Source organism: Pseudomonas sp. FG-3G (assembly GCF_901007645.1).
In the GTDB taxonomy this organism is placed as follows: Bacteria; Pseudomonadota; Gammaproteobacteria; order Pseudomonadales; family Pseudomonadaceae; genus Aquipseudomonas; species Aquipseudomonas rhizophila.
Window position 1 is genome coordinate 109,451 of sequence record NZ_CAAKGZ010000003.1, and the last position, 17,656, is coordinate 127,106.

The window sequence follows — 17,656 nt, forward strand, 5'->3', positions numbered from 1 at the left end:
CGTCAGGCCAACGCTGTCTCGGCTGGCGAAACAATACTGGTCTTACCCCCACGGGACTTGCCGGAGCTCAGGTACTCGGCAATCGATTCCTGGGTCACCTCCCCGAGGAATACCCGCTCGGCATCCATCACCGGCAGCCACGAACGGTTGAACTCGTACATGCGCGACAACAGGATCCGCAGGTGTTCGTCGTACGCCGCTGTGGCGTTGAATTCGCTCAGGTACTGCGAGCAGGCGCCGGTCTGACGGTGCAAGTCGCGGCGTCGTACAAAGCCCAGGGCCTTGTTCTCGGCGCAGGTCACCACCAGGTAGCGACGGTCATGTTCGTCCATCAACTCCAGCGCCTCGGCCACCGGTGTCTCGGGGCTGACCGATGGCGCATTGTCCGCCGCGTCTTCAGCGCGGACCAGCAACAAGCGCTTGAGTGTGCTGTCCTGGCCGACAAAGTTGCTCACGAACTCGTCGGCAGGATGCGCCAGCAGCGTGTCGGGGTGATCGAACTGGATCAGCTTGCCGGCGCGGAAGATCGCAATCTTGTCGCCCAGCTTGATGGCTTCGTCGATGTCGTGGCTGACCATGATCACGGTCTTGTTCAGCGCCCGTTGCATCTCGAAGAACTCGTTCTGGATCATCTCACGGTTGATCGGGTCCACTGCGCCGAAGGGTTCGTCCATCAGCAGCAGCGGTGCATCGGCCGCCAGTGCGCGGATCACGCCGATCCGTTGCTGCTGGCCGCCCGACAGTTCACGGGGGTAGCGATGCAGGTACTGCTTGGGTTCGAGCTTGATCATGCTCATCAATTCGCGGGCGCGGTCGTGGCATTTCTGCTTGTCCCAGCCCAGCAGGCGCGGGACCACAGTGATGTTTTCCTCGATGGTCATGTTCGGGAACAGGCCGATCTGCTGGATCACATAGCCGATGTTGCGACGCAGGGTCACTTCGTCCAGGCCGGTGGTGTCTTCGCCGTTGATCAAGACCTTGCCCGAAGTGGGCGCGATCAGGCGGTTGATCATCTTCAGCGTGGTGCTTTTGCCACAGCCCGATGGCCCGAGGAACACGCAGATCTCGCCTTCGTTGACGGTCAGGCTCACCGAGTCCACGGCCTTGACGTCCTTGCCGTTGCTTTTGAAGGTTTTGCTGAGGTTTTGAAGTTCGATCATTTGAGGAGTCCTTTTGGGGTCAGCGAGCGTTGCAGCCATTGCAGAAGCAGGTCGGCGAAGATGGCCAGGAGACTGACCAGCACGGCGCCGACGATCAGCATCGACATGTCGCTGCGGCTGATGGAAGCGAGGATGAGTACGCCCAGGCCACCGGCACCGATGGTGGCGGCGATGGTCATGACACCGATGTTCATGACCACGGCGGTGCGCACGCCGGCCAGGATCACCGGTACGGCGATGGGCAGCTCGACCATGCGCAGGCGCTGGCCGAAGGTCATGCCGATGCCACGGGCGGCTTCGCGGATGCCCGGTTCCACGCCGGTCAGCGCCAGGTAGGTGTTGCGCATGATCGGCAACAGGGAATAGAGGAACACCGCGGTGATCGCCGGCATCGGCCCCAGGCCTTGGCCGAACGTGGAATAGACCGGCAGCAGCAGGCCGAACAAGGCGATCGACGGAATGGTCAGCAGTACCGTGGCGCTGGCCTGCAATGGGCCGGCGAGGGCCGGAAAGCGGGTCATGAAAATGCCCAGCGGCACGCCGACCACGATCGCCAGGGTCACGGCGATGCCCACCAGGGTGATGTGCTGCAAGGTCAGGTGCAGCACCAGCGGCCAGTCCAGATGGGAAAAGGCGTCAAGAAAATCCATGGCTTTTCCTCCAGGTCATTGGGTTGAGAGCAGGGAATGCTGGCGCAGGAAATCGGCGGCAACGGCGGAAGGGCTTTCGTGGTTGACGTCTACGCGGGCGTTGAGCTGGCGCATGGTTTCATCGTCAAACAGTTCGGCCAGGGGTTTGAGCTGCGCGGCCAGTTGCGGATTTGCATCCAGAGTCGTCTGGCGCACCACGGGCGCGGCGGTGTAGTCCGGGAAGTACTGCTTGTCGTCTTCCAGCAGTTTGAGTTTGAACGCGCTCAGACGTCCGTCGGTGGTGTACACCAGGCCGGCGAATACCTGGCCGTTGCGCAGGGCGGTGTAGACCAGACCCGCGTCCATTTGCCGGATGTTCTCGCGGGTCAGGTTCATGCCGTACAGCTCGACCATGCCATCCAGCCCGTCGGAACGGTTGGCGAACTCGGTGTCCAGGGCCACCAGGTGATGTTCATCGGCCTCGGCCCGTAACACGGTGTTCAATTGGCTGATGGTGTTGATCTGTGGATATTGCTGCGCGATTTTTTCCGGCAAGGCCAGGGCATAGGTGTTACTGAATTTCGACGGCGTCAGCCAGGTCAGGCCTTTTTTGGCGTCGAGTTCTTTCACTCGGGCGTAGGACTGGGCGCTGTCAAGTTTCTCCGTGATGTGGTTGTAGGACACCAACGACACGCCGGTGTACTCCCAGAGCAGGTCCAGTTGTCCACTTTCCTGGGCGCTGCGGGCTAGGTTGCTGCCAAGTCCGCCAGTGATCTGCGCGTCGTAGCCTTTGCCGCGCAGGTATTGGGCGGTGATTTCTGCCAGCAGCGTCTGCTCGGTAAACACTCGGGCGCCGAGGCGAATCAGCGGTTTTTCAGCGGCCTGGGCAAAACCTGCGAACAGCAGGACGCAGCCCAGTATCAAGCTCAACTTCTTCATAACGATTCCTTTATTGCAGCCGGGTCTATGCCGCTCGCAGACCGCGTTCCAGCCAGAGGCGGCTGGCCAGTGTCACCAGGCCGTCGAGCAGCAAAGCCAGCAGAGCGGTGCATACCGCGCCGAGCAGCAGTTGCGGCTGATTGTTCAAGGCGATGCCGGGGAAGATCAGGCTGCCAAGGCTGTTGGCGCCGATCAGGAACGCCAGGGGGGCGGTGCCGACGTTGATCGCCAGTGCCACCCGCACGCCTCCGATGATGATCGGCACGGCGTTGGGCAGTTCGACTTTCCACAGTACCTGGCGCGGGGTCATGCCGATGCCGACGGCGGCTTCCTTGAGGGAGCCCTGAACGTTTTTCAGGCCTTCGTAGGTGTTGCGCACGATGGGCAGCAGCGAGGCGAGGAACAGGGCGAAGATGGCGGGCCCGCTGCCGATACCCAGGAAGCCCAGGGCGATGGCCAGTACGGCCAGGGGCGGCACGGTGTTGCCGATGTTGAAGACTTGCATGAAGCGTTCGGCGCGCCCGACCATGGCGGGACGGCTGAGGGCGATGCCGGCGGGGATGCCCACGATCAGGGCCGCCAACATGGACGCCACAACGAGCATCAGGTGAGCTTGCAGGTAAAACAGTAAATCGTCGTGGTAACGCTCAATCGTATCGATACCGATCCAATAGACCAGCAGGGCCAGGAGAGCGACGACGATCGCGCCCCCTGTCAGCCCTTTGCCATAGCGGATAGCCACAGGCGGACTCCTTTGTATTTCAGTCGGCGCGCGCTTTCCCATGCGGCAAACCGTCAAGGTTGCCGGGAAAACGTTCGCGAGAAGCAGCTCTGTTCAGTGCCGGTAAAACGGCCTGTAAATTGAGCCATAAGCGCAGCCTCGTCAGGCTAACTTGCTGATTTTGCAGACCCTGACGAACAGCTGTATCAGGGTGGTGGACGTCTTCACGCGGCGAAAGGTTCCCACGTCAGGGGGCATTTGGCCACCCCGGATGTGCCCAATGGTTCGGTTCCTGGCACAAGTTGAGCTATAATCGCCGCCCTTTTTTGAATCACCTGCCAGGCGATTTCCCATGACCAAACAGGCCGCCGAAGTCGCGAAACGCCGCACTTTCGCCATTATTTCCCACCCCGATGCCGGTAAGACCACCATCACCGAAAAGCTCTTGCTGATGGGCAAGGCGATTGCGGTAGCCGGCACGGTGAAATCTCGCAAGTCCGACCGCCATGCCACCTCCGACTGGATGGAAATGGAAAAACAGCGGGGTATTTCCATTACCACGTCGGTCATGCAGTTCCCGTATCGCGATCACATGATCAACCTGCTCGACACCCCGGGCCACGAAGACTTCTCCGAAGACACCTACCGCACCCTCACGGCGGTGGACTCGGCGCTGATGGTCCTCGACGGCGGTAAAGGCGTCGAGCCACGGACCATCGCCCTGATGGATGTCTGCCGTCTGCGGGACACGCCGATCGTCAGCTTCATCAACAAACTCGACCGTGACATCCGCGACCCGATCGAACTGCTCGACGAGATCGAAGCGGTCCTGAAGATCAAGGCCGCGCCGATCACCTGGCCGATCGGCTGCTATCGCGACTTCAAGGGCGTGTACCACCTGGCCGACGACTACATCATCGTCTACACCGCCGGGCATGGTCATGAACGCACCGAAACCAAAATCATCGAGAAGCTCGACTCCGACGAAGCCCGCGCTCACCTGGGCGACGAGTACGACCGTTTTGTCGAGCAACTGGAGCTGGTGCAGGGCGCCTGCCATGAGTTCAACCAGCAGGAGTTCCTCGACGGCCAACTGACCCCGGTGTTCTTCGGTACCGCGTTGGGCAACTTCGGTGTCGACCATGTGCTCGACGCCGTGGTCGATTGGGCGCCGCGCCCGCTGGCCCGCGTCGCCAACGAGCGCACCGTGGAACCGGTGGAAGAGAAGTTCACCGGCTTCGTGTTCAAGATCCAGGCGAACATGGACCCCAAGCACCGCGACCGCATCGCCTTCATGCGTATCTGCTCGGGCAAATACGAAAAAGGCATGAAGATGCGCCACGTGCGCACCGGCAAGGACGTACGCATCGGTGACGCCCTGACGTTCTTCTCCTCGGAACGCGAGCAACTGGAAGAAGCCTTTGCCGGTGACATCATCGGTTTGCATAACCACGGCACCATCCAGATCGGCGACACCTTCACCGAAGGCGAAGCCCTGGGTTTTACCGGCATCCCGCACTTCGCCCCGGAACTGTTCCGCCGCGTGCGCCTGAAAGACCCGCTCAAATCCAAGCAACTGCGCCAGGGCCTGCAGCAACTGGCAGAGGAAGGCGCCACCCAGGTGTTCTTCCCGACCCGCAGCAACGACATCATCCTCGGCGCTGTCGGTGTGCTGCAGTTCGACGTCGTCGCCAGCCGTTTGAAGGAGGAATACAAGGTCGAGTGCTCCTACGAGCCGATCACCGTGTACTCCGCTCGTTGGGTCGAATGTGGCGACAAGAAGAAATTCGAAGAGTTTTCCAACAAGGCCGTGGAAAACCTCGCCTTGGATGGCGGCGGTCACCTGACCTACCTGGCCCCGACCCGGGTCAACCTGGCGCTGATGGAAGAGCGCTGGCCGGATGTGAACTTCCGTGCGACGCGTGAGCATCACTAAGCGCTGAGCTTTACACCCAGAACCCCGCACCGAAAGCTGCGGGGTTTTTTATTTCCACTTAACGACTGGGCACCACCAACCCCCGGTGGGAGCGAGCGTGCTCGCGATGGCGCAGTGTCAGTCAATCTCAAAGCTGCTGACCCACCGCCATCGCGAGCAGGCTCGCTCCCACACAGGAACTTCAGCGGGCAAAAAAATGTGTTCGGCACAGATCACTCTGTGGGAGCAAAGCTTGCTCGCGATAGCGGTGGGTCAGCTTGCGGGGGTGTTGAATGTGCCTTCGCCATCGCGGGCAAGCCTTGCTCCCACAAGGTTTCTGGGGTGGGTTGGTAAGTAGGCTCAGTTCATAACCGTTCGGGATAAACGTTATGCGAAACCATTCTGTCAGCGGACGGCATTTCTGCCTGTACATAGGCGTCTTATCTGAGGAACCGACCGTTCAGGAGCAGCGTTTCTTGAACGCCGTCAGGCTTGGGCTTTAACCAGAGAAAAAAAGGAATCGGCTATGAACGCATTTCTACGCGCGATGATTTTGTTGAAGGTTTTGCTGATGCTGTCCCTCGGTTCGTCAGCGGCTTGGGCCGAGTGCGATGAGCATGAAAAACAAGCGGCGAACGGACACGTGGCGCAGGGCGAATTGATGCTTGCCGCCAATGAAGAACAGCAACCCGGCGATCAGGATGATGACGATTCGACGATTGATGATGACCCGGATGCCGATGATGGTGGTGAGGGTGATAGCCAGACGTAGGGTTCAGACAACAAAAAACCCCTGCTGCCCGATCCTATATTTGACCGGGCAGCAGGGGTTTTTCATGTTCGCAGATGCATTACGCGTGGCGAGGGAGCTTGCTCCCGCTGGGGCGCGAAGCGGCCCTGTTTTTCAGGACTGCTGCGCAGTCCATCGGGAGCAAGCTCCCTCGCCACAAGTGCTGTATTGCCTTTTGGTTTACGCCGCGCCGTCGAGGAATTGCTCGGCGTAGTGACAGGCCACCTGCCGGTTATCCAGCAACCGCAGGGCCGGTTCTTCGGTCTGGCAGCGCTCGGTCGCATACGGACAGCGCTTGTGGAAGGCGCAGCCGGACGGTGGGTCGAGCGGGTTGGGCAGTTCGCCGACGATCTTGATCTTCGGCTTGTTCGGGTCCGGGTGGATGGTCGGGGTGGCCGACAGCAGCGCCTGGGTGTACGGGTGCAGCGGACGGCTGTAGATGGACTCGTTAGGGCCCATTTCCACCGGACGGCCGAGATACATCACCATCACGTCGTCGGCCACGTGCTGCACCACCGCCAGGTTGTGGGAGATAAACACGTAAGCGGTGTTGAACTCCTGCTGCAGATCCATGAACAGGTTCAGCACCTGGGCCTGGATCGACACGTCCAGCGCCGATGTCGGTTCGTCCGCCACCAGCACCTTGGGTTGCAGCATCATGGCGCGGGCCAGGGCGATGCGCTGGCGTTGGCCGCCGGAGAACATGTGCGGGTAGCGCTGGTAATGCTCGGGGCGCAGGCCCACCTGCTTCATCATCGCCTGGACTTTCTCCCGCCGCTCGGTGGCCGACAGGTTGGTGTTGATGAGCAAGGGCTCGGCCAGTTGATCACCGACTTTCTGCCGAGGGTTGAGGGACGCGTACGGGCTCTGGAACACCATCTGCACGTCTTTGCGCAACTGCTTGCGCTCGGCCTTGTTCGCCCCGGCCACTTCCTGGCCGGCGATCTTCAGGGAGCCGGTGGACGGTTCCTCGATGAGCGTCAGGGCCCGGGCGAGGGTGGATTTGCCGCAACCGGATTCACCCACCACGGCGAGCGTCTTGCCGGCCTCCAGTTCGAACGACACACCGTTGAGGGCACGTACGGTGGCATGGCCCTTGAACATGCCACGGGACACTTCGTAATGACGGGTCAGGTCACGGGCGGTAAGTACGACGGCCATCACGCCACCTCCTGGTTCAACGGGTAGAAGCAGCGGACGAGGCTGGCGGCTTTCGGGTCAAGGTTGGGGCGCTGCTGACGGCAGTTGTCCTGCACATACGGGCAGCGCGGCGACAGCAGGCAGCCCTGCGGACGGTCGTAGCGACCGGGGACGATACCTGGCAGCGTCGCCAGGCGCTCGGCGCCCATGCTGTGTTCCGGAATCGCCGCCAGCAGTGCTTCGCTGTACGGGTGGGCCGGGATGTCGAACAGCTCCGGGACCTTGCCCACTTCCACCGCCTGGCCGGCGTACATCACGCACACGCGCTGGGCGGTTTCAGCCACCACGGCCAGGTCATGGGTGATCAGCACCAGACCCATGTTCTGCTCTTTCTGCAGGGCCAGCAGCAGGTCCATGATTTGCGCCTGAATGGTCACGTCGAGGGCGGTGGTCGGTTCGTCGGCGATCAACAGTTTCGGCTCGCCGGCAATGGCCATGGCAATCGCCACACGCTGGCTCATGCCGCCGGACAGTTGGTGCGGGTAGGCGTTCATGCGGCTGGCGGCGCCCGGGATTTCGACTTTCTCCAGCAGTTCGATGGCGCGCTGACGGGCGGCCTTGCCGGACATCTTCAGGTGCAGGCGCAGCACTTCTTCGATCTGGAAACCCACTGTGTAGCTGGGGTTGAGCGCGGTCATCGGGTCCTGGAACACCATCGCCAGGTCCTTGCCGACGATCTGCCGACGCTGGCGGTTGCTCAGCTTGAGCATGTTCTTGCCATCGAAGTTCAGCGCGTCGGCGGTGACGATGCCAGGGTGCTCGATCAGCCCCATCAGCGCCATCATGGTCACGGATTTACCCGAGCCCGATTCACCGACGATGGCCAGCACTTCACCCTTTTCCACGCTCAGGTCCAGGCCGTCGACCACCGGCACGGCGGTGGCGTCGCCGAAGCGAACGTTGAGATTCTTGATTTCTAGCAGTGACATGGGAATCTCCTCAGGCGGCATTCTTGAGTTTCGGGTCCAGCGCATCGCGCAAACCGTCGCCCATCAGGTTGATTGCCAGCACGCTGAGCAAAATGGTCAAGCCAGGCAGGCTCACCACCCACCAGGCGCGTTCGATGTAGTCTCGGGCCGAGGCCAGCATGGTGCCCCACTCCGGGGTTGGCGGCTGGACGCCCAGGCCGAGGAAGCCCAGGGCGGCGGCGTCGAGGATCGCCGAGGAAAAGCTCAAGGTTGCCTGCACGATCAGCGGCGCCATGCAGTTGGGCAGCACAGTGATGAACATCAGGCGCGGCAGGCCGGCCCCGGCCAGGCGGGCGGCGGTCACGTAGTCACGGTTGAGTTCGCCCATCACCGCGGCGCGGGTCAGGCGCACGTAGGATGGCAGCGACACGATGGCGATGGCGATCACGGTGTTGATCAGGCCAGGGCCGAGGATGGCGACAATCGCCACGGCCAACAGCAGCGAGGGCAGGGCGAGCATGATGTCCATCAAACGCATGATGGTCGGGCCGAGCAGGCGCGGGAAGAACCCGGCGAACAGTCCCAGCAGGATGCCCGGGATCAGCGACATCACCACCGACGACAAGCCGATCAGCAGCGACAGACGCGAACCCTGGATCAGCCGCGACAGCAAATCGCGGCCCAGTTCGTCGGTGCCCAGCAAAAATTGCATCTGACCGCCTTCGAGCCAGACCGGCGGTGTCAGCAAAAAGTCGCGGTACTGTTCGCTCGGGTCATGGGGGGCGACCCACGGGGCGAAGATCGCGCAGAACACGATCAGGGTCATGAACATCAGCCCGGCCACGGCGCCCTTGTTGCGGGAAAACGTCTGCCAGAATTCTTTGTAGGGGGACGGGTACAGCAGGCTTTGATCGACTGCTACCGAGGTAGTTGGAGTACTCATGGTTTTGATCTCAGCGCTGGTGACGAATACGTGGGTTGGCAAAGCCGTAGAGCACGTCCACGACGAAGTTGACCAGAATCACCAGGCAGGCGATTAACAGGATGCCGTTCTGCACCACGGGATAGTCCCGGGCGCCGATGGCTTCGATCAGCCACTTGCCGATGCCCGGCCAGGAGAAGATCGTTTCGGTCAGCACCGCACCGGCCAGCAGTGTGCCGACTTGCAGGCCGACCACGGTCAGCACCGGGATCAGCGCGTTGCGCAGGCCATGCACGAATACCACTCGCGAAGGCGACAGGCCCTTGGCGCGTGCGGTGCGAATGTAGTCTTCACGCAGCACTTCGAGCATCGAGGAGCGGGTCATGCGGGCGATCACCGCCAGTGGAATAGTGCCCAGCACGATGGCCGGCAGGATCAGGTGGTGCAGGGCGTCGAGGAACGCACCCGGCTCATCGGCCAGCAGCGTGTCGATCAGCATGAAGCCGGTTTTCGGCTCGATGTCGTAGAGCAGGTCGATCCGTCCCGACACCGGCGTCCAGCCCAGGGACACCGAGAAGAACATGATCAGGATCAGGCCCCACCAGAAGATCGGCATCGAATACCCCGCCAGGGAGATGCCCATCACCCCGTGGTCGAACAGGGATCCTCGCTTGAGTGCCGCGATCACCCCGGCCAAAAGGCCCAGGATACCGGCGAACAACAGGGCGGCCATGGACAGTTCCAGGGTCGCGGGAAACAGGGAACTGAACTCGGTCCAGACGCTTTCGCGGGTGCGCAGCGATTCGCCGAGATCGCCCTGGGCCAGTTTGCCGATGTAGTCCAGGTACTGGGCATACAGCGGTTTGTTCAGGCCAAGGCGTTCCATTGCCTGAGCGTGCATTTCGGGATCGACCCGACGTTCGCCCATCATCACTTCCACGGGGTCGCCGGGGATCATGCGAATCAACGCGAAAGTCAGCAAGGTGATGCCGAAGAACGTGGGGATCAATAATCCCAGTCGGCGGGCAATAAAACTAAACATCTTAAGGTGTACCTCATCAGCCGGTTAGGCGTGCCCGACAGCTCCTGGATAAGAGTTGCCGGGCGTTTTCTTATCTACTTCACCTGGGTAGTGGCGAAGTTATTGGTCGTAAGCGGGCTAATCACATAACCCTCTACGTTCTTGCGCATTGCGGTAAACATTCGGGTGTGGGCCATGCTGATCCACGGCTGGTCCTGGTTGAAAAGCACCTGAGCCTGTTCATAGAGCTTGGTGCGCTCCTCGGGGTTCACTGTGGCGCGGGCCTGGTCGATCAGCGCCTGGAATTGCTCGTTGCACCAGCGCGCGTAGTTTTCGCCGTTCTTGGCCGCTTCGCAACTGAGCATAGGCGTCAGGAAGTTATCCGGGTCGCCGTTATCGCCCGCCCATCCGGCGGAAACCATGTCGTGCTCGCCGTTCTTGGCGCGCTTGAGCATTTCGCCCCACTCCATCACGCGGATGTCGACCTTGATCCCGACTTTGGCCAGGTCGGCCTGCATCATCTGCGCGCCGAGCATCGGGTTGGGGTTGGTCGGGCCGCCGCCGTTACGGGTGAACAGGGTGAACACGGTGCCTTCAGGTACGCCGGCTTCCTTGAGCAGTTGACGGGCTTTGTCCAGGTCCCGGGGCGGATTTTTCAAATCATGATTGAAGCCCAGCAGCGTCGGTGGGTACGGGTTGACCGCCACGGTGGCGTTGCCCTTGCCGAACAGCGCGTTGACGTAGGCTTCCTTGTCGAAGGCCAGGTCGATGGCTTTGCGCACCCGCACATCGCTCATGTATTTGTGGCTGGTATTCAGGGCGGTGTAGGAAACGGTCATCGCGTCCAGTTCCGCCACCTTCAGGTTGGGGTCTTTCTTGATGCTCGGAATATCGTCGGGTTTGGGGTACAGCGCGATCTGGCACTCGTTGGTCTTGAGCTTTTGCATGCGCACGTTGTTGTCGGTGGCGATGGCCAGGATCAGCGCATCAGCCGGTGGCTTGCCACGGAAGTAGTCCGGGTTGGCCTTGAAACGAACCTGGGCATCCTTGTTGTAGCGCTGGAAAATGAACGGGCCGGTGCCGATCGGCTTGCTGTTGAGGTCGCCGGTCTTGTTTGCCTTGAGCAACTGGTCGGCGTATTCAGCCGGGTAGATCGAGGAGAAGGCCATGGCGATGTCCGCCAGAAATGGCGCCTCGCGGCGGGTCAGGCTGAACCTGACTGTGTGCTCGTCGACTTTCTCGACGCTCTTGAGCAGCTCTTTGAAGCCCATGCTTTCAAAGTAGGGGAAGCCTACGCTCGACAGCTTGTGCCAGGGATGATTCGGGTCCAGCTGGCGCTGGAAACTCCAGACCACGTCGTCGGCATTCATGTCGCGGGTCGGCTTGAAATAATCGGTGGTGTGAAACTTGACGCCTTTGCGCAGATGAAAAGTGTACGTCAGGCCGTCGTCACTGATGTCCCAGGATTCGGCCAGGGCCGGAATCACTTCGGTGGTGCCGGGCTTGAAGTCGGCCAGGCGATTGAAGATGGTTTCTGCCACGGCATCGGCAGTGACTGCAGTCGTGTACTGGACCATGTCGAAGCCTTCCGGGCTGGCTTCTGTGCAAACCACCAGGGGTTTGGCCGTGGCGCCTACGGCGACACTCAGCAACGCAGCGGCGATGGCTGCGCGTAGGGGATTCATGTTCATCGGCAATCCTCTGCAATCGGTTCAATGGCAAAAACCGAACGACCGACCTTGTGAGTCGGCCGTTCGGTGGATGGTTTAGAGAATGTTGAACGGGATGGTGGTGACCAGGCGGAATTCGTTGAGGCTGCCGTCGGCCTGGTTTTCGCTGGCGCGGTGCGTGGTGTAGGTCGCGCGTACCGCGGTGGCTTTCAGTGGGCCGCTTTGTACGGCGTAAGACGCACCGATGCCGTATTCGTAGTGATGTTCACCGTCCATGGCTCTCACATCGGTATAGCCGGTGCTGTTGTAATGCGTACCGTCGATGCCCCAGCCGCGAGCCTGATAGATGTTGAATTTCAGGCCTGGCACGCCGTACTCAGCCATATTCAGGCCATAGGCGATCTGGAAGGACTTCTCGTTCGGGCCGTTGAAGTCCGACAGCAGGGAGTTGGCCAGGTAGATGCCGTTGGTTTCGTGCAGGTAGTCGAAGTACTCGTTACCGTCCACTTCCTGGTACGAGAACGTCAGGCTGTGGGCTTGGTGAGTCAGGCCAAACGACAGGGAGTAGGTATTGTTGTCGATATCACCCAGTTTGCTTTTGCCCGAATCCACGGTCCTGTAGTAGTTCAGGCCGGTGGTCAGGCTGAGCACCGAGCTGTCGCCCAATACGTGGCTGGCGCCGAAGTAGTATTGGTTCCACAGGTCTTCGGCCTGGGTGCCCCACAGGCTGGTGGTGAGGCTGGCGAACGGCTGGTAGGTGATACCGGCGGTGTTCACATGATCGGCTTCGGCCGAGGAGCTGCCGTATTCGGAGCGGAACTTGGCGAGGCTTTGCTCGGTACGTGGAGAATTGCGGTCGAAGGTCGCGACGTCGAATGCCAGGTTTTCCAGTTCTTCGCTGTGCAAGCTCACGCCCTGGAAGCTCGAAGGCAGGGCACGGTTACCGATGACGTCGACCATCGGGCTGCTGAAGTTTTGACGACCGGCGGTCAGGGTGGTGTTGGAAACCCGCGCCTTTACGTTCGCCAGGCCCAGTTTGCTCCACTGGTCGACGGCGTCGCCGTCGGAGTGTGCCAGGGTACGGTTGGAACCGCCCATGATGTCATCGTGATCACCAAGCAACGCGATAGCGTTATAGGCCGCGACTTCGGTGCTGAAGCCAACGGTGCCTTGGGTGAAGCCGGAGGTGTAGTTCAGGATGGTGCCCTGAACCCAGTTGGTACGGCGCGAATCGCTGTGTGTAACGCCGTCGCGCGTGTAGCTGAAGGCGCCGCCGCGGCGTCGCAATTCGTTCGAATACCAGTTGCGAGTGCTGCCACTGACCGACTGTCCTTCTACGAAACCGGTGGCTTCGGATTGAGCGCTGGTGGTCTTGACGGTCACCGGATTGAACGCCTGGCTCTGCGATTCTGCGTACGCCGTGGCGGTGACGCTGCTGATGGCCAAGGCCAGTAACGCGGTGCTGCTAAGTTTCATGGGTAACGCTCCTTTTCTTTCTTTTAATGCCGGTCTTTTTTAGTGATACGGCTATCGGTTTTTACAACTCATCTTGGCTTCGCAAACGTTTGCACCACGCCTGAACGGTGAATTTCGGCAAGACGTCTACGTGAGGGCCCCAAATGGGGCCCTGCTGTATGGCTAATCAGTTATGGGTTCAGGCTGACGCCCGAGAACACGTTGCGACCGAAGGGGCTGACCTTGAACCCTTCGACTTTGGCGCTCAGCGGCTGGTTGACCGTCGAGTGAGCGACAGGGGTGATCGGCACTTGCTGCTTGAGCAATTGCTGGGCCTGTTTGTAGAGCACGGTGCGCTGGTCGCGATCGGTGACGACCTTGGCCTGCTTGATCAGCTTGTCGTAGTCCTGATCACACCACATGGAGTAGTTGTTGCCGCCAATGGCATCGCAGCTGTACAGCGTGCCCAGCCAGTTGTCCGGGTCCCCGTTGTCACCGGTCCAGCCGATCAGGCTGACATCGTGCTCGCCGTTCTTGGTGCGCTTGATGTATTCGCCCCATTCATAGCTGACGATCTTCACCTTCAGGCCGATTTTCGCCCAGTCGGCCTGAAGCATTTCGGCCATCAGCTTGGCGTTGGGGTTGTACGGGCGTTGGACCGGCATGGCCCAGAGGGTGATTTCGGTGCCTTCCTTGACCCCGGCAGCCTTGAGCAACTCTTTGGCTTTTTCCGGGTTGTAGGCGGTGTCCTTGATCGTATCGTCGTAAGACCACTGGGTCGGCGGCATGGCGTTGACCGCCAGTTGCCCTGCGCCCTGGTACACGGCGTTGAGGATGCTCTGCTTGTTCACCGCCATGTCCAGCGCCCGGCGCACTTCGACCTGGTCGAACGGTTTGTGACGGGTGTTATAGGCGATGTAGCCGAGGTTGAAACCGGGTTTCTCGATCAGTTGCAGTTTCGGGTCGTTCTTCAAGGCCGGCACATCGGCTGGACGTGGATGCAGGGTGACCTGGCATTCGTTGGCCTTGAGTTTTTGCACCCGTACCGAGGCATCGGTGTTGATGGAGAAGATCAGGTTGTTCAGCTTGACCCGCTCCGGCGCCCAGTACTGTTTGTTGGCGACATAGCGGATGTTGGAGTCTTTCTGGTAGCTCTTGAACTCGAACGGCCCGGTGCCGATCGGCTTCTGGTTGATGTCGCTGGGCTTGCCGGTCTTGAGCAACTGATCGGCGTATTCGGCCGACAGGATCGCGGCGAAACTCATGGCGATATTCTGGATGAACGCGGCGTCCACACTGTTGAGCGTCATGACCACGGTCAGCGGCCCGGTGGCCTCGACCTTGGCGATGTTCTTGTTCAGGCTCATGCCGTTGAAGTATGGAAACTCGGTCGGGTAGGCCTTACGGAAGGGGTGCTGCGGGTCAAGCATGCGGTTGAAGGTGAACAGCACGTCGTCGGCGTTGAAATCCCGGGTCGGCGTGAAGTAATCGGTGGTATGAAACTTCACCCCTTCGCGCAGGTGAAAGGTGTATTTCAGGCCGTCTTCGGAAATGTCCCAGCTAGTCGCCAGACCAGGTACGACGTTGGTCGCGCCCTTTTCAAACTCGGCCAGGCGGTTGTACAGCGGTTCGGCGGCATCGTTGTCAGTGGCGGTGGTGTATTGCGCGGTGTCGAAACCGGCGGGGCTGCCTTCGGAGCAGAACACCAGACTGCCGCCGGCGGCCTGGGCCATGGAAGTGGCGGCCAGCAGGCCGGTGCCCAGCAATGCGGATAAAACCAAGGTATGGCGCATGACGCTCCCTCTCTCTATGGGGTGTTTAACAGTGACCGGCGCCCGTGCAGGACCTGTCCGGGCACTGAGTTCAATCCATTGCGAACAGCGATGCCGCAGCGCCAGCAGATCGACCTGGCTCCCGACGGTATGGGCCGCGGGCCAGGCAGTAAATGCGTAACGCCTGAAAGACTTGTGGGAAAAGGCGATACGTCCTAAACCAGCTGCTGTGGTACGCAGTGCTTTTGGATGTAGGCGTTTTCCTGAGTCTTGGCCTAAAGCAACGGTATGCCGTGGGAGCGAGCCCTGCTCGCGATGGCGTTGTTGGTACACCGCCATCGCGCTTAAAAAGGGGCTGCTACGCAGCCCAGCGGGAGCAAGCTCCCTCGCCACAGGTCACTTTATTTGCTGACGCTGACGCCGTAGAAGGAGTTCAAGCCAAACGGGCTGATCTTGAAGTCCTGCACATTGGCGCGCATGGGTTGATACACCGTCGAGTGAGCGATAGGTGTCATCGGCACAGCGTCCTTGAGGACGTGTTGCGCCTGTTTGTACAGTTCGGTGCGCTTGGCCTGGTCGGTCGTGCGCTTGGCCTGCTTGACGAGGTCGTCGAACTTCTTGTCGCACCATTTGGAGAAGTTGTTACCGGCCAGCGAGTCGCAGCCGAACAGCACGTTGAGCCAGTTATCCGGGTCACCGTTGTCACCGCTCCAGCCAATGATCATGGCCTGGTTCTCGCCGCCCTTGGAGCGCTTGATGTACTCGCCCCATTCGTAGCTGACGATGTTGACGTTCAGGCCGATCTTCTTCCAGTCGGACTGCAGCATTTCAGCCATCAGCTTGGCGTTCGGGTTGTACGGACGCTGTACCGGCATCGCCCACAGGGTGATGTTGGTGCCTTCCTTGACGCCGGCTTCCTTGAGCAGCGTCTTGGCTTTCTCAGGGTCGTACTTGGCGTCCTTGATGGTGGTGTCGTAGGACCATTGGGTCGGCGGCATGGCGTTGACCGCCAGTTGACCAGCGCCCTGGTAGACCGAATCGATGATCTGTGGCTTGTTGACCGCCATGTCCAGCGCCTGGCGAACTTTCAGGTCGGCCAGAATGTTCGGCTCGTTGCTGCCCTTGATCTTGTCCATCACGTTGTAAGCGATGTAGCCCAGGTTGAAACCCGCCTGGTCAGGCATCTTCAGTGCCTTGTCTTCCTTCAGCGCCTTGAGGTCGGCTGGGCGTGGGAAGAGGGTGACCTGGCACTCGTTCTTCTTCAGCTTCTGGATACGTACCGATGGGTCGGTGGTGATGGCGAAGATCAGGTTGTCGATCTTCACGTCTTCAGGCTTCCAGTAGTCCTTGTTCCCGGTGTAGCGGATGTTGGAGTCTTTCTGGTAGCTCTTGAACACGAACGGGCCGGTGCCGACCGGTTTCTGGTTGATGTCGGGGGCCTTGCCTTCCTTGAGCAGCTGGGCAGCGTACTCGGCGGACTGGATCGAGGCGAAGCTCATGGCCATGTTCTGGATGAACGCGGCGTCAACATCCTTGAGGGTGAACTTGACGGTGTGGTCGTCGACTTTATCGATCTTGGTGATGTTGGTGTCCATCCCCATGTCGGTGAAGTACGGGAATTCGGTCGGGTAGGCCTTACGGAACGGGTCATCCTTGCTGATCATGCGATTGAAGGTGAACAGCACGTCGTCGGCGTTGAATTCACGAGTCGGCTTGAAATACGGGGTGGTGTGGAACTTGACGCCTTCACGCAAGTGGAAGGTGTAGGTGAGGCCGTCTTCGGAAATGTCCCATTTGGTCGCCAGGCCAGGAATCACAGCGGTGCCGCCGCGTTCGAACTGGGTCAGGCGGTTGAACATGGTTTCTGCAGAGGCGTCGAAGTCGGTTCCGGTGGTGTACTGACCAGGGTCAAAACCGGCCGGACTCCCTTCGGAGCAGAACACCAGGTTAGTCGCCGCATGGGCGAAAGGTGCGCTGGCTAACAAGCCTGCGCCGACTAAAAACGGAATGACCGCGTGTTTAAGCATGTTGGCCTCATGATTTGTTGTCATTTTTGGATTTGAGGGCGACCTCGTGAGTCGTCCTGCGGATACTTATGCAGGCCCCATACCCAATGCAAGATCCAGAGCGGTTACAGGCCTGAAACAGTGGCACGAACGTACCTTAATGTCGCATCTGTGTAACTTCTGACGCATTTGATCGTTTGCGTGGCCGTTTCTGATACAAGTCGCGCCCGATTCCTGTGCGCCTCGAAGGTATTTGTGCACCGCATTGGGGCAGGTATCACCCCATGAAACCCGCGAGATAGAGGGGTGCAACCCAAGGGTCTTTATGTGTTTATCGACGCGGCCTTTGTGTGTATTGCGCGCTACTGGGTTAGCTCGGGTTGGTGACGTGGCGGCCTGCTAGCCGGCCTGTTTCTTGCGGTTGTACCCCGATCCAATGGTGGGAGCGAGCCTGCTCGCGAGGGCGGTCCGGCAACCGACGCCTACGCTTCGTCGAACACCAGACCCGTGGCGAGGGAGCTTGCTCCCGCTGGGCTGCATAGCAGCCC

At 60.3% G+C, this 17,656-nt stretch carries 14 protein-coding genes; 2 read left to right on the forward strand and 12 right to left on the reverse strand.

Annotated elements, in window-relative coordinates; translation table 11 throughout:
* Positions 1 to 2: 2 nt before the first annotated feature.
* From PSEUDOMOFG3G_RS02320 to PSEUDOMOFG3G_RS02335, 4 genes are read right to left on the reverse strand one after another with little or no spacing between them, the layout of a single operon-like run.
* Positions 3 to 1,160 (reverse strand): betaine/proline/choline family ABC transporter ATP-binding protein, encoded by a 1,158-nt coding sequence (locus PSEUDOMOFG3G_RS02320; protein WP_139049129.1) that lies wholly within the window; start codon positions 1,158 to 1,160, stop codon positions 3 to 5.
* Positions 1,157 to 1,810: an ABC transporter permease gene (locus tag PSEUDOMOFG3G_RS02325; protein WP_139049130.1), complete on the reverse strand. Its 654-nt coding sequence runs from the start codon at positions 1,808 to 1,810 to the stop codon at positions 1,157 to 1,159. Before PSEUDOMOFG3G_RS02325 ends, PSEUDOMOFG3G_RS02320 begins: the two co-directional genes overlap by 4 nt.
* A gap of 15 nt (positions 1,811 to 1,825) precedes the next feature.
* Positions 1,826 to 2,728 carry a glycine betaine ABC transporter substrate-binding protein gene (locus PSEUDOMOFG3G_RS02330; RefSeq protein ID WP_139049131.1) on the reverse strand — a complete coding sequence of 301 codons (903 nt, stop codon included), beginning with the start codon at positions 2,726 to 2,728 and terminating at the stop codon, positions 1,826 to 1,828.
* 25 nt (positions 2,729 to 2,753) lie between these two features.
* A complete protein-coding gene (locus PSEUDOMOFG3G_RS02335) occupies positions 2,754 to 3,512 on the reverse strand; it encodes an ABC transporter permease (protein ID WP_223194354.1) in 759 nt (252 codons plus the stop codon).
* 289 nt (positions 3,513 to 3,801) lie between these two features.
* Here PSEUDOMOFG3G_RS02335 and PSEUDOMOFG3G_RS02340 point away from each other — a divergent pair, with 289 nt between their 5' ends.
* Together PSEUDOMOFG3G_RS02340 and PSEUDOMOFG3G_RS02345 are read left to right on the forward strand one after the other, a co-directional pair.
* A complete protein-coding gene (locus PSEUDOMOFG3G_RS02340) occupies positions 3,802 to 5,385 on the forward strand; it encodes a peptide chain release factor 3 (protein ID WP_139049133.1) in 1,584 nt (527 codons plus the stop codon).
* Positions 5,386 to 5,890: 505 nt separating this feature from the next.
* Positions 5,891 to 6,136 carry a hypothetical protein gene (locus tag PSEUDOMOFG3G_RS02345; protein ID WP_139049135.1) on the forward strand — a complete coding sequence of 82 codons (246 nt, stop codon included), beginning with the start codon at positions 5,891 to 5,893 and terminating at the stop codon, positions 6,134 to 6,136.
* A gap of 198 nt (positions 6,137 to 6,334) precedes the next feature.
* On the opposite strand, the gene PSEUDOMOFG3G_RS02350 is transcribed toward PSEUDOMOFG3G_RS02345, so the two are convergent.
* The 8 genes from PSEUDOMOFG3G_RS02350 to PSEUDOMOFG3G_RS02385 all read right to left on the reverse strand — a co-directional run bounded on the left by PSEUDOMOFG3G_RS02350 (position 6,335) and on the right by PSEUDOMOFG3G_RS02385 (position 17,129).
* The gene (locus PSEUDOMOFG3G_RS02350) at positions 6,335 to 7,315 is read right to left on the reverse strand and encodes a peptide ABC transporter ATP-binding protein (protein WP_047229032.1); all 981 of its coding nucleotides are present in this window, start codon (positions 7,313 to 7,315) and stop codon (positions 6,335 to 6,337) included.
* A complete protein-coding gene (locus PSEUDOMOFG3G_RS02355) occupies positions 7,315 to 8,283 on the reverse strand; it encodes an ABC transporter ATP-binding protein (RefSeq protein ID WP_139049136.1) in 969 nt (322 codons plus the stop codon). The genes PSEUDOMOFG3G_RS02350 and PSEUDOMOFG3G_RS02355 overlap by 1 nt, the downstream gene beginning before the upstream one ends.
* A gap of 10 nt (positions 8,284 to 8,293) precedes the next feature.
* A complete protein-coding gene (locus PSEUDOMOFG3G_RS02360) occupies positions 8,294 to 9,205 on the reverse strand; it encodes an ABC transporter permease subunit (protein WP_139049137.1) in 912 nt (303 codons plus the stop codon).
* Positions 9,206 to 9,215: 10 nt separating this feature from the next.
* Positions 9,216 to 10,226, reverse strand: a complete 1,011-nt coding sequence (locus PSEUDOMOFG3G_RS02365; protein WP_047229029.1) for an ABC transporter permease subunit — start codon at positions 10,224 to 10,226, stop codon at positions 9,216 to 9,218.
* Between the two features lie 74 nt (positions 10,227 to 10,300).
* Positions 10,301 to 11,896 (reverse strand): ABC transporter substrate-binding protein, encoded by a 1,596-nt coding sequence (locus tag PSEUDOMOFG3G_RS02370; RefSeq protein ID WP_047229028.1) that lies wholly within the window; start codon positions 11,894 to 11,896, stop codon positions 10,301 to 10,303.
* A 75-nt stretch (positions 11,897 to 11,971) separates the two neighbouring features.
* Positions 11,972 to 13,351, reverse strand: coding sequence for an OprD family porin (locus tag PSEUDOMOFG3G_RS02375; protein WP_139049138.1), 1,380 nt, complete (start codon positions 13,349 to 13,351; stop codon positions 11,972 to 11,974).
* Positions 13,352 to 13,521: 170 nt separating this feature from the next.
* Entirely contained in the window at positions 13,522 to 15,123 is a 1,602-nt protein-coding gene (locus tag PSEUDOMOFG3G_RS02380; protein WP_047229026.1) for an ABC transporter substrate-binding protein, read from the reverse strand.
* Between the two features lie 380 nt (positions 15,124 to 15,503).
* A complete protein-coding gene (locus PSEUDOMOFG3G_RS02385; protein ID WP_076383545.1) occupies positions 15,504 to 17,129 on the reverse strand; it encodes an ABC transporter substrate-binding protein in 1,626 nt (541 codons plus the stop codon).
* Positions 17,130 to 17,656 lie beyond the last annotated feature (527 nt).

Coding starts and splice junctions, on each gene's coding strand:
- PSEUDOMOFG3G_RS02360 (WP_139049137.1), bottom strand. CDS start 9,205: ATGAGTACTCCAACTACCTCGGTAGCAGTCGATCAAAGCCTGCTGTAC.
- PSEUDOMOFG3G_RS02385 (WP_076383545.1), bottom strand. CDS start 17,129: ATGCTTAAACACGCGGTCATTCCGTTTTTAGTCGGCGCAGGCTTGTTA.
- PSEUDOMOFG3G_RS02355 (WP_139049136.1), bottom strand. CDS start 8,283: ATGTCACTGCTAGAAATCAAGAATCTCAACGTTCGCTTCGGCGACGCC.
- PSEUDOMOFG3G_RS02320 (WP_139049129.1), bottom strand. CDS start 1,160: ATGATCGAACTTCAAAACCTCAGCAAAACCTTCAAAAGCAACGGCAAG.
- PSEUDOMOFG3G_RS02365 (WP_047229029.1), bottom strand. CDS start 10,226: ATGTTTAGTTTTATTGCCCGCCGACTGGGATTATTGATCCCCACGTTC.
- PSEUDOMOFG3G_RS02330 (WP_139049131.1), bottom strand. CDS start 2,728: ATGAAGAAGTTGAGCTTGATACTGGGCTGCGTCCTGCTGTTCGCAGGT.
- PSEUDOMOFG3G_RS02375 (WP_139049138.1), bottom strand. CDS start 13,351: ATGAAACTTAGCAGCACCGCGTTACTGGCCTTGGCCATCAGCAGCGTC.
- PSEUDOMOFG3G_RS02380 (WP_047229026.1), bottom strand. CDS start 15,123: ATGCGCCATACCTTGGTTTTATCCGCATTGCTGGGCACCGGCCTGCTG.
- PSEUDOMOFG3G_RS02370 (WP_047229028.1), bottom strand. CDS start 11,896: ATGAACATGAATCCCCTACGCGCAGCCATCGCCGCTGCGTTGCTGAGT.
- PSEUDOMOFG3G_RS02340 (WP_139049133.1), top strand. CDS start 3,802: ATGACCAAACAGGCCGCCGAAGTCGCGAAACGCCGCACTTTCGCCATT.
- PSEUDOMOFG3G_RS02345 (WP_139049135.1), top strand. CDS start 5,891: ATGAACGCATTTCTACGCGCGATGATTTTGTTGAAGGTTTTGCTGATG.
- PSEUDOMOFG3G_RS02350 (WP_047229032.1), bottom strand. CDS start 7,315: ATGGCCGTCGTACTTACCGCCCGTGACCTGACCCGTCATTACGAAGTG.
- PSEUDOMOFG3G_RS02335 (WP_223194354.1), bottom strand. CDS start 3,512: ATGGGAAAGCGCGCGCCGACTGAAATACAAAGGAGTCCGCCTGTGGCT.
- PSEUDOMOFG3G_RS02325 (WP_139049130.1), bottom strand. CDS start 1,810: ATGGATTTTCTTGACGCCTTTTCCCATCTGGACTGGCCGCTGGTGCTG.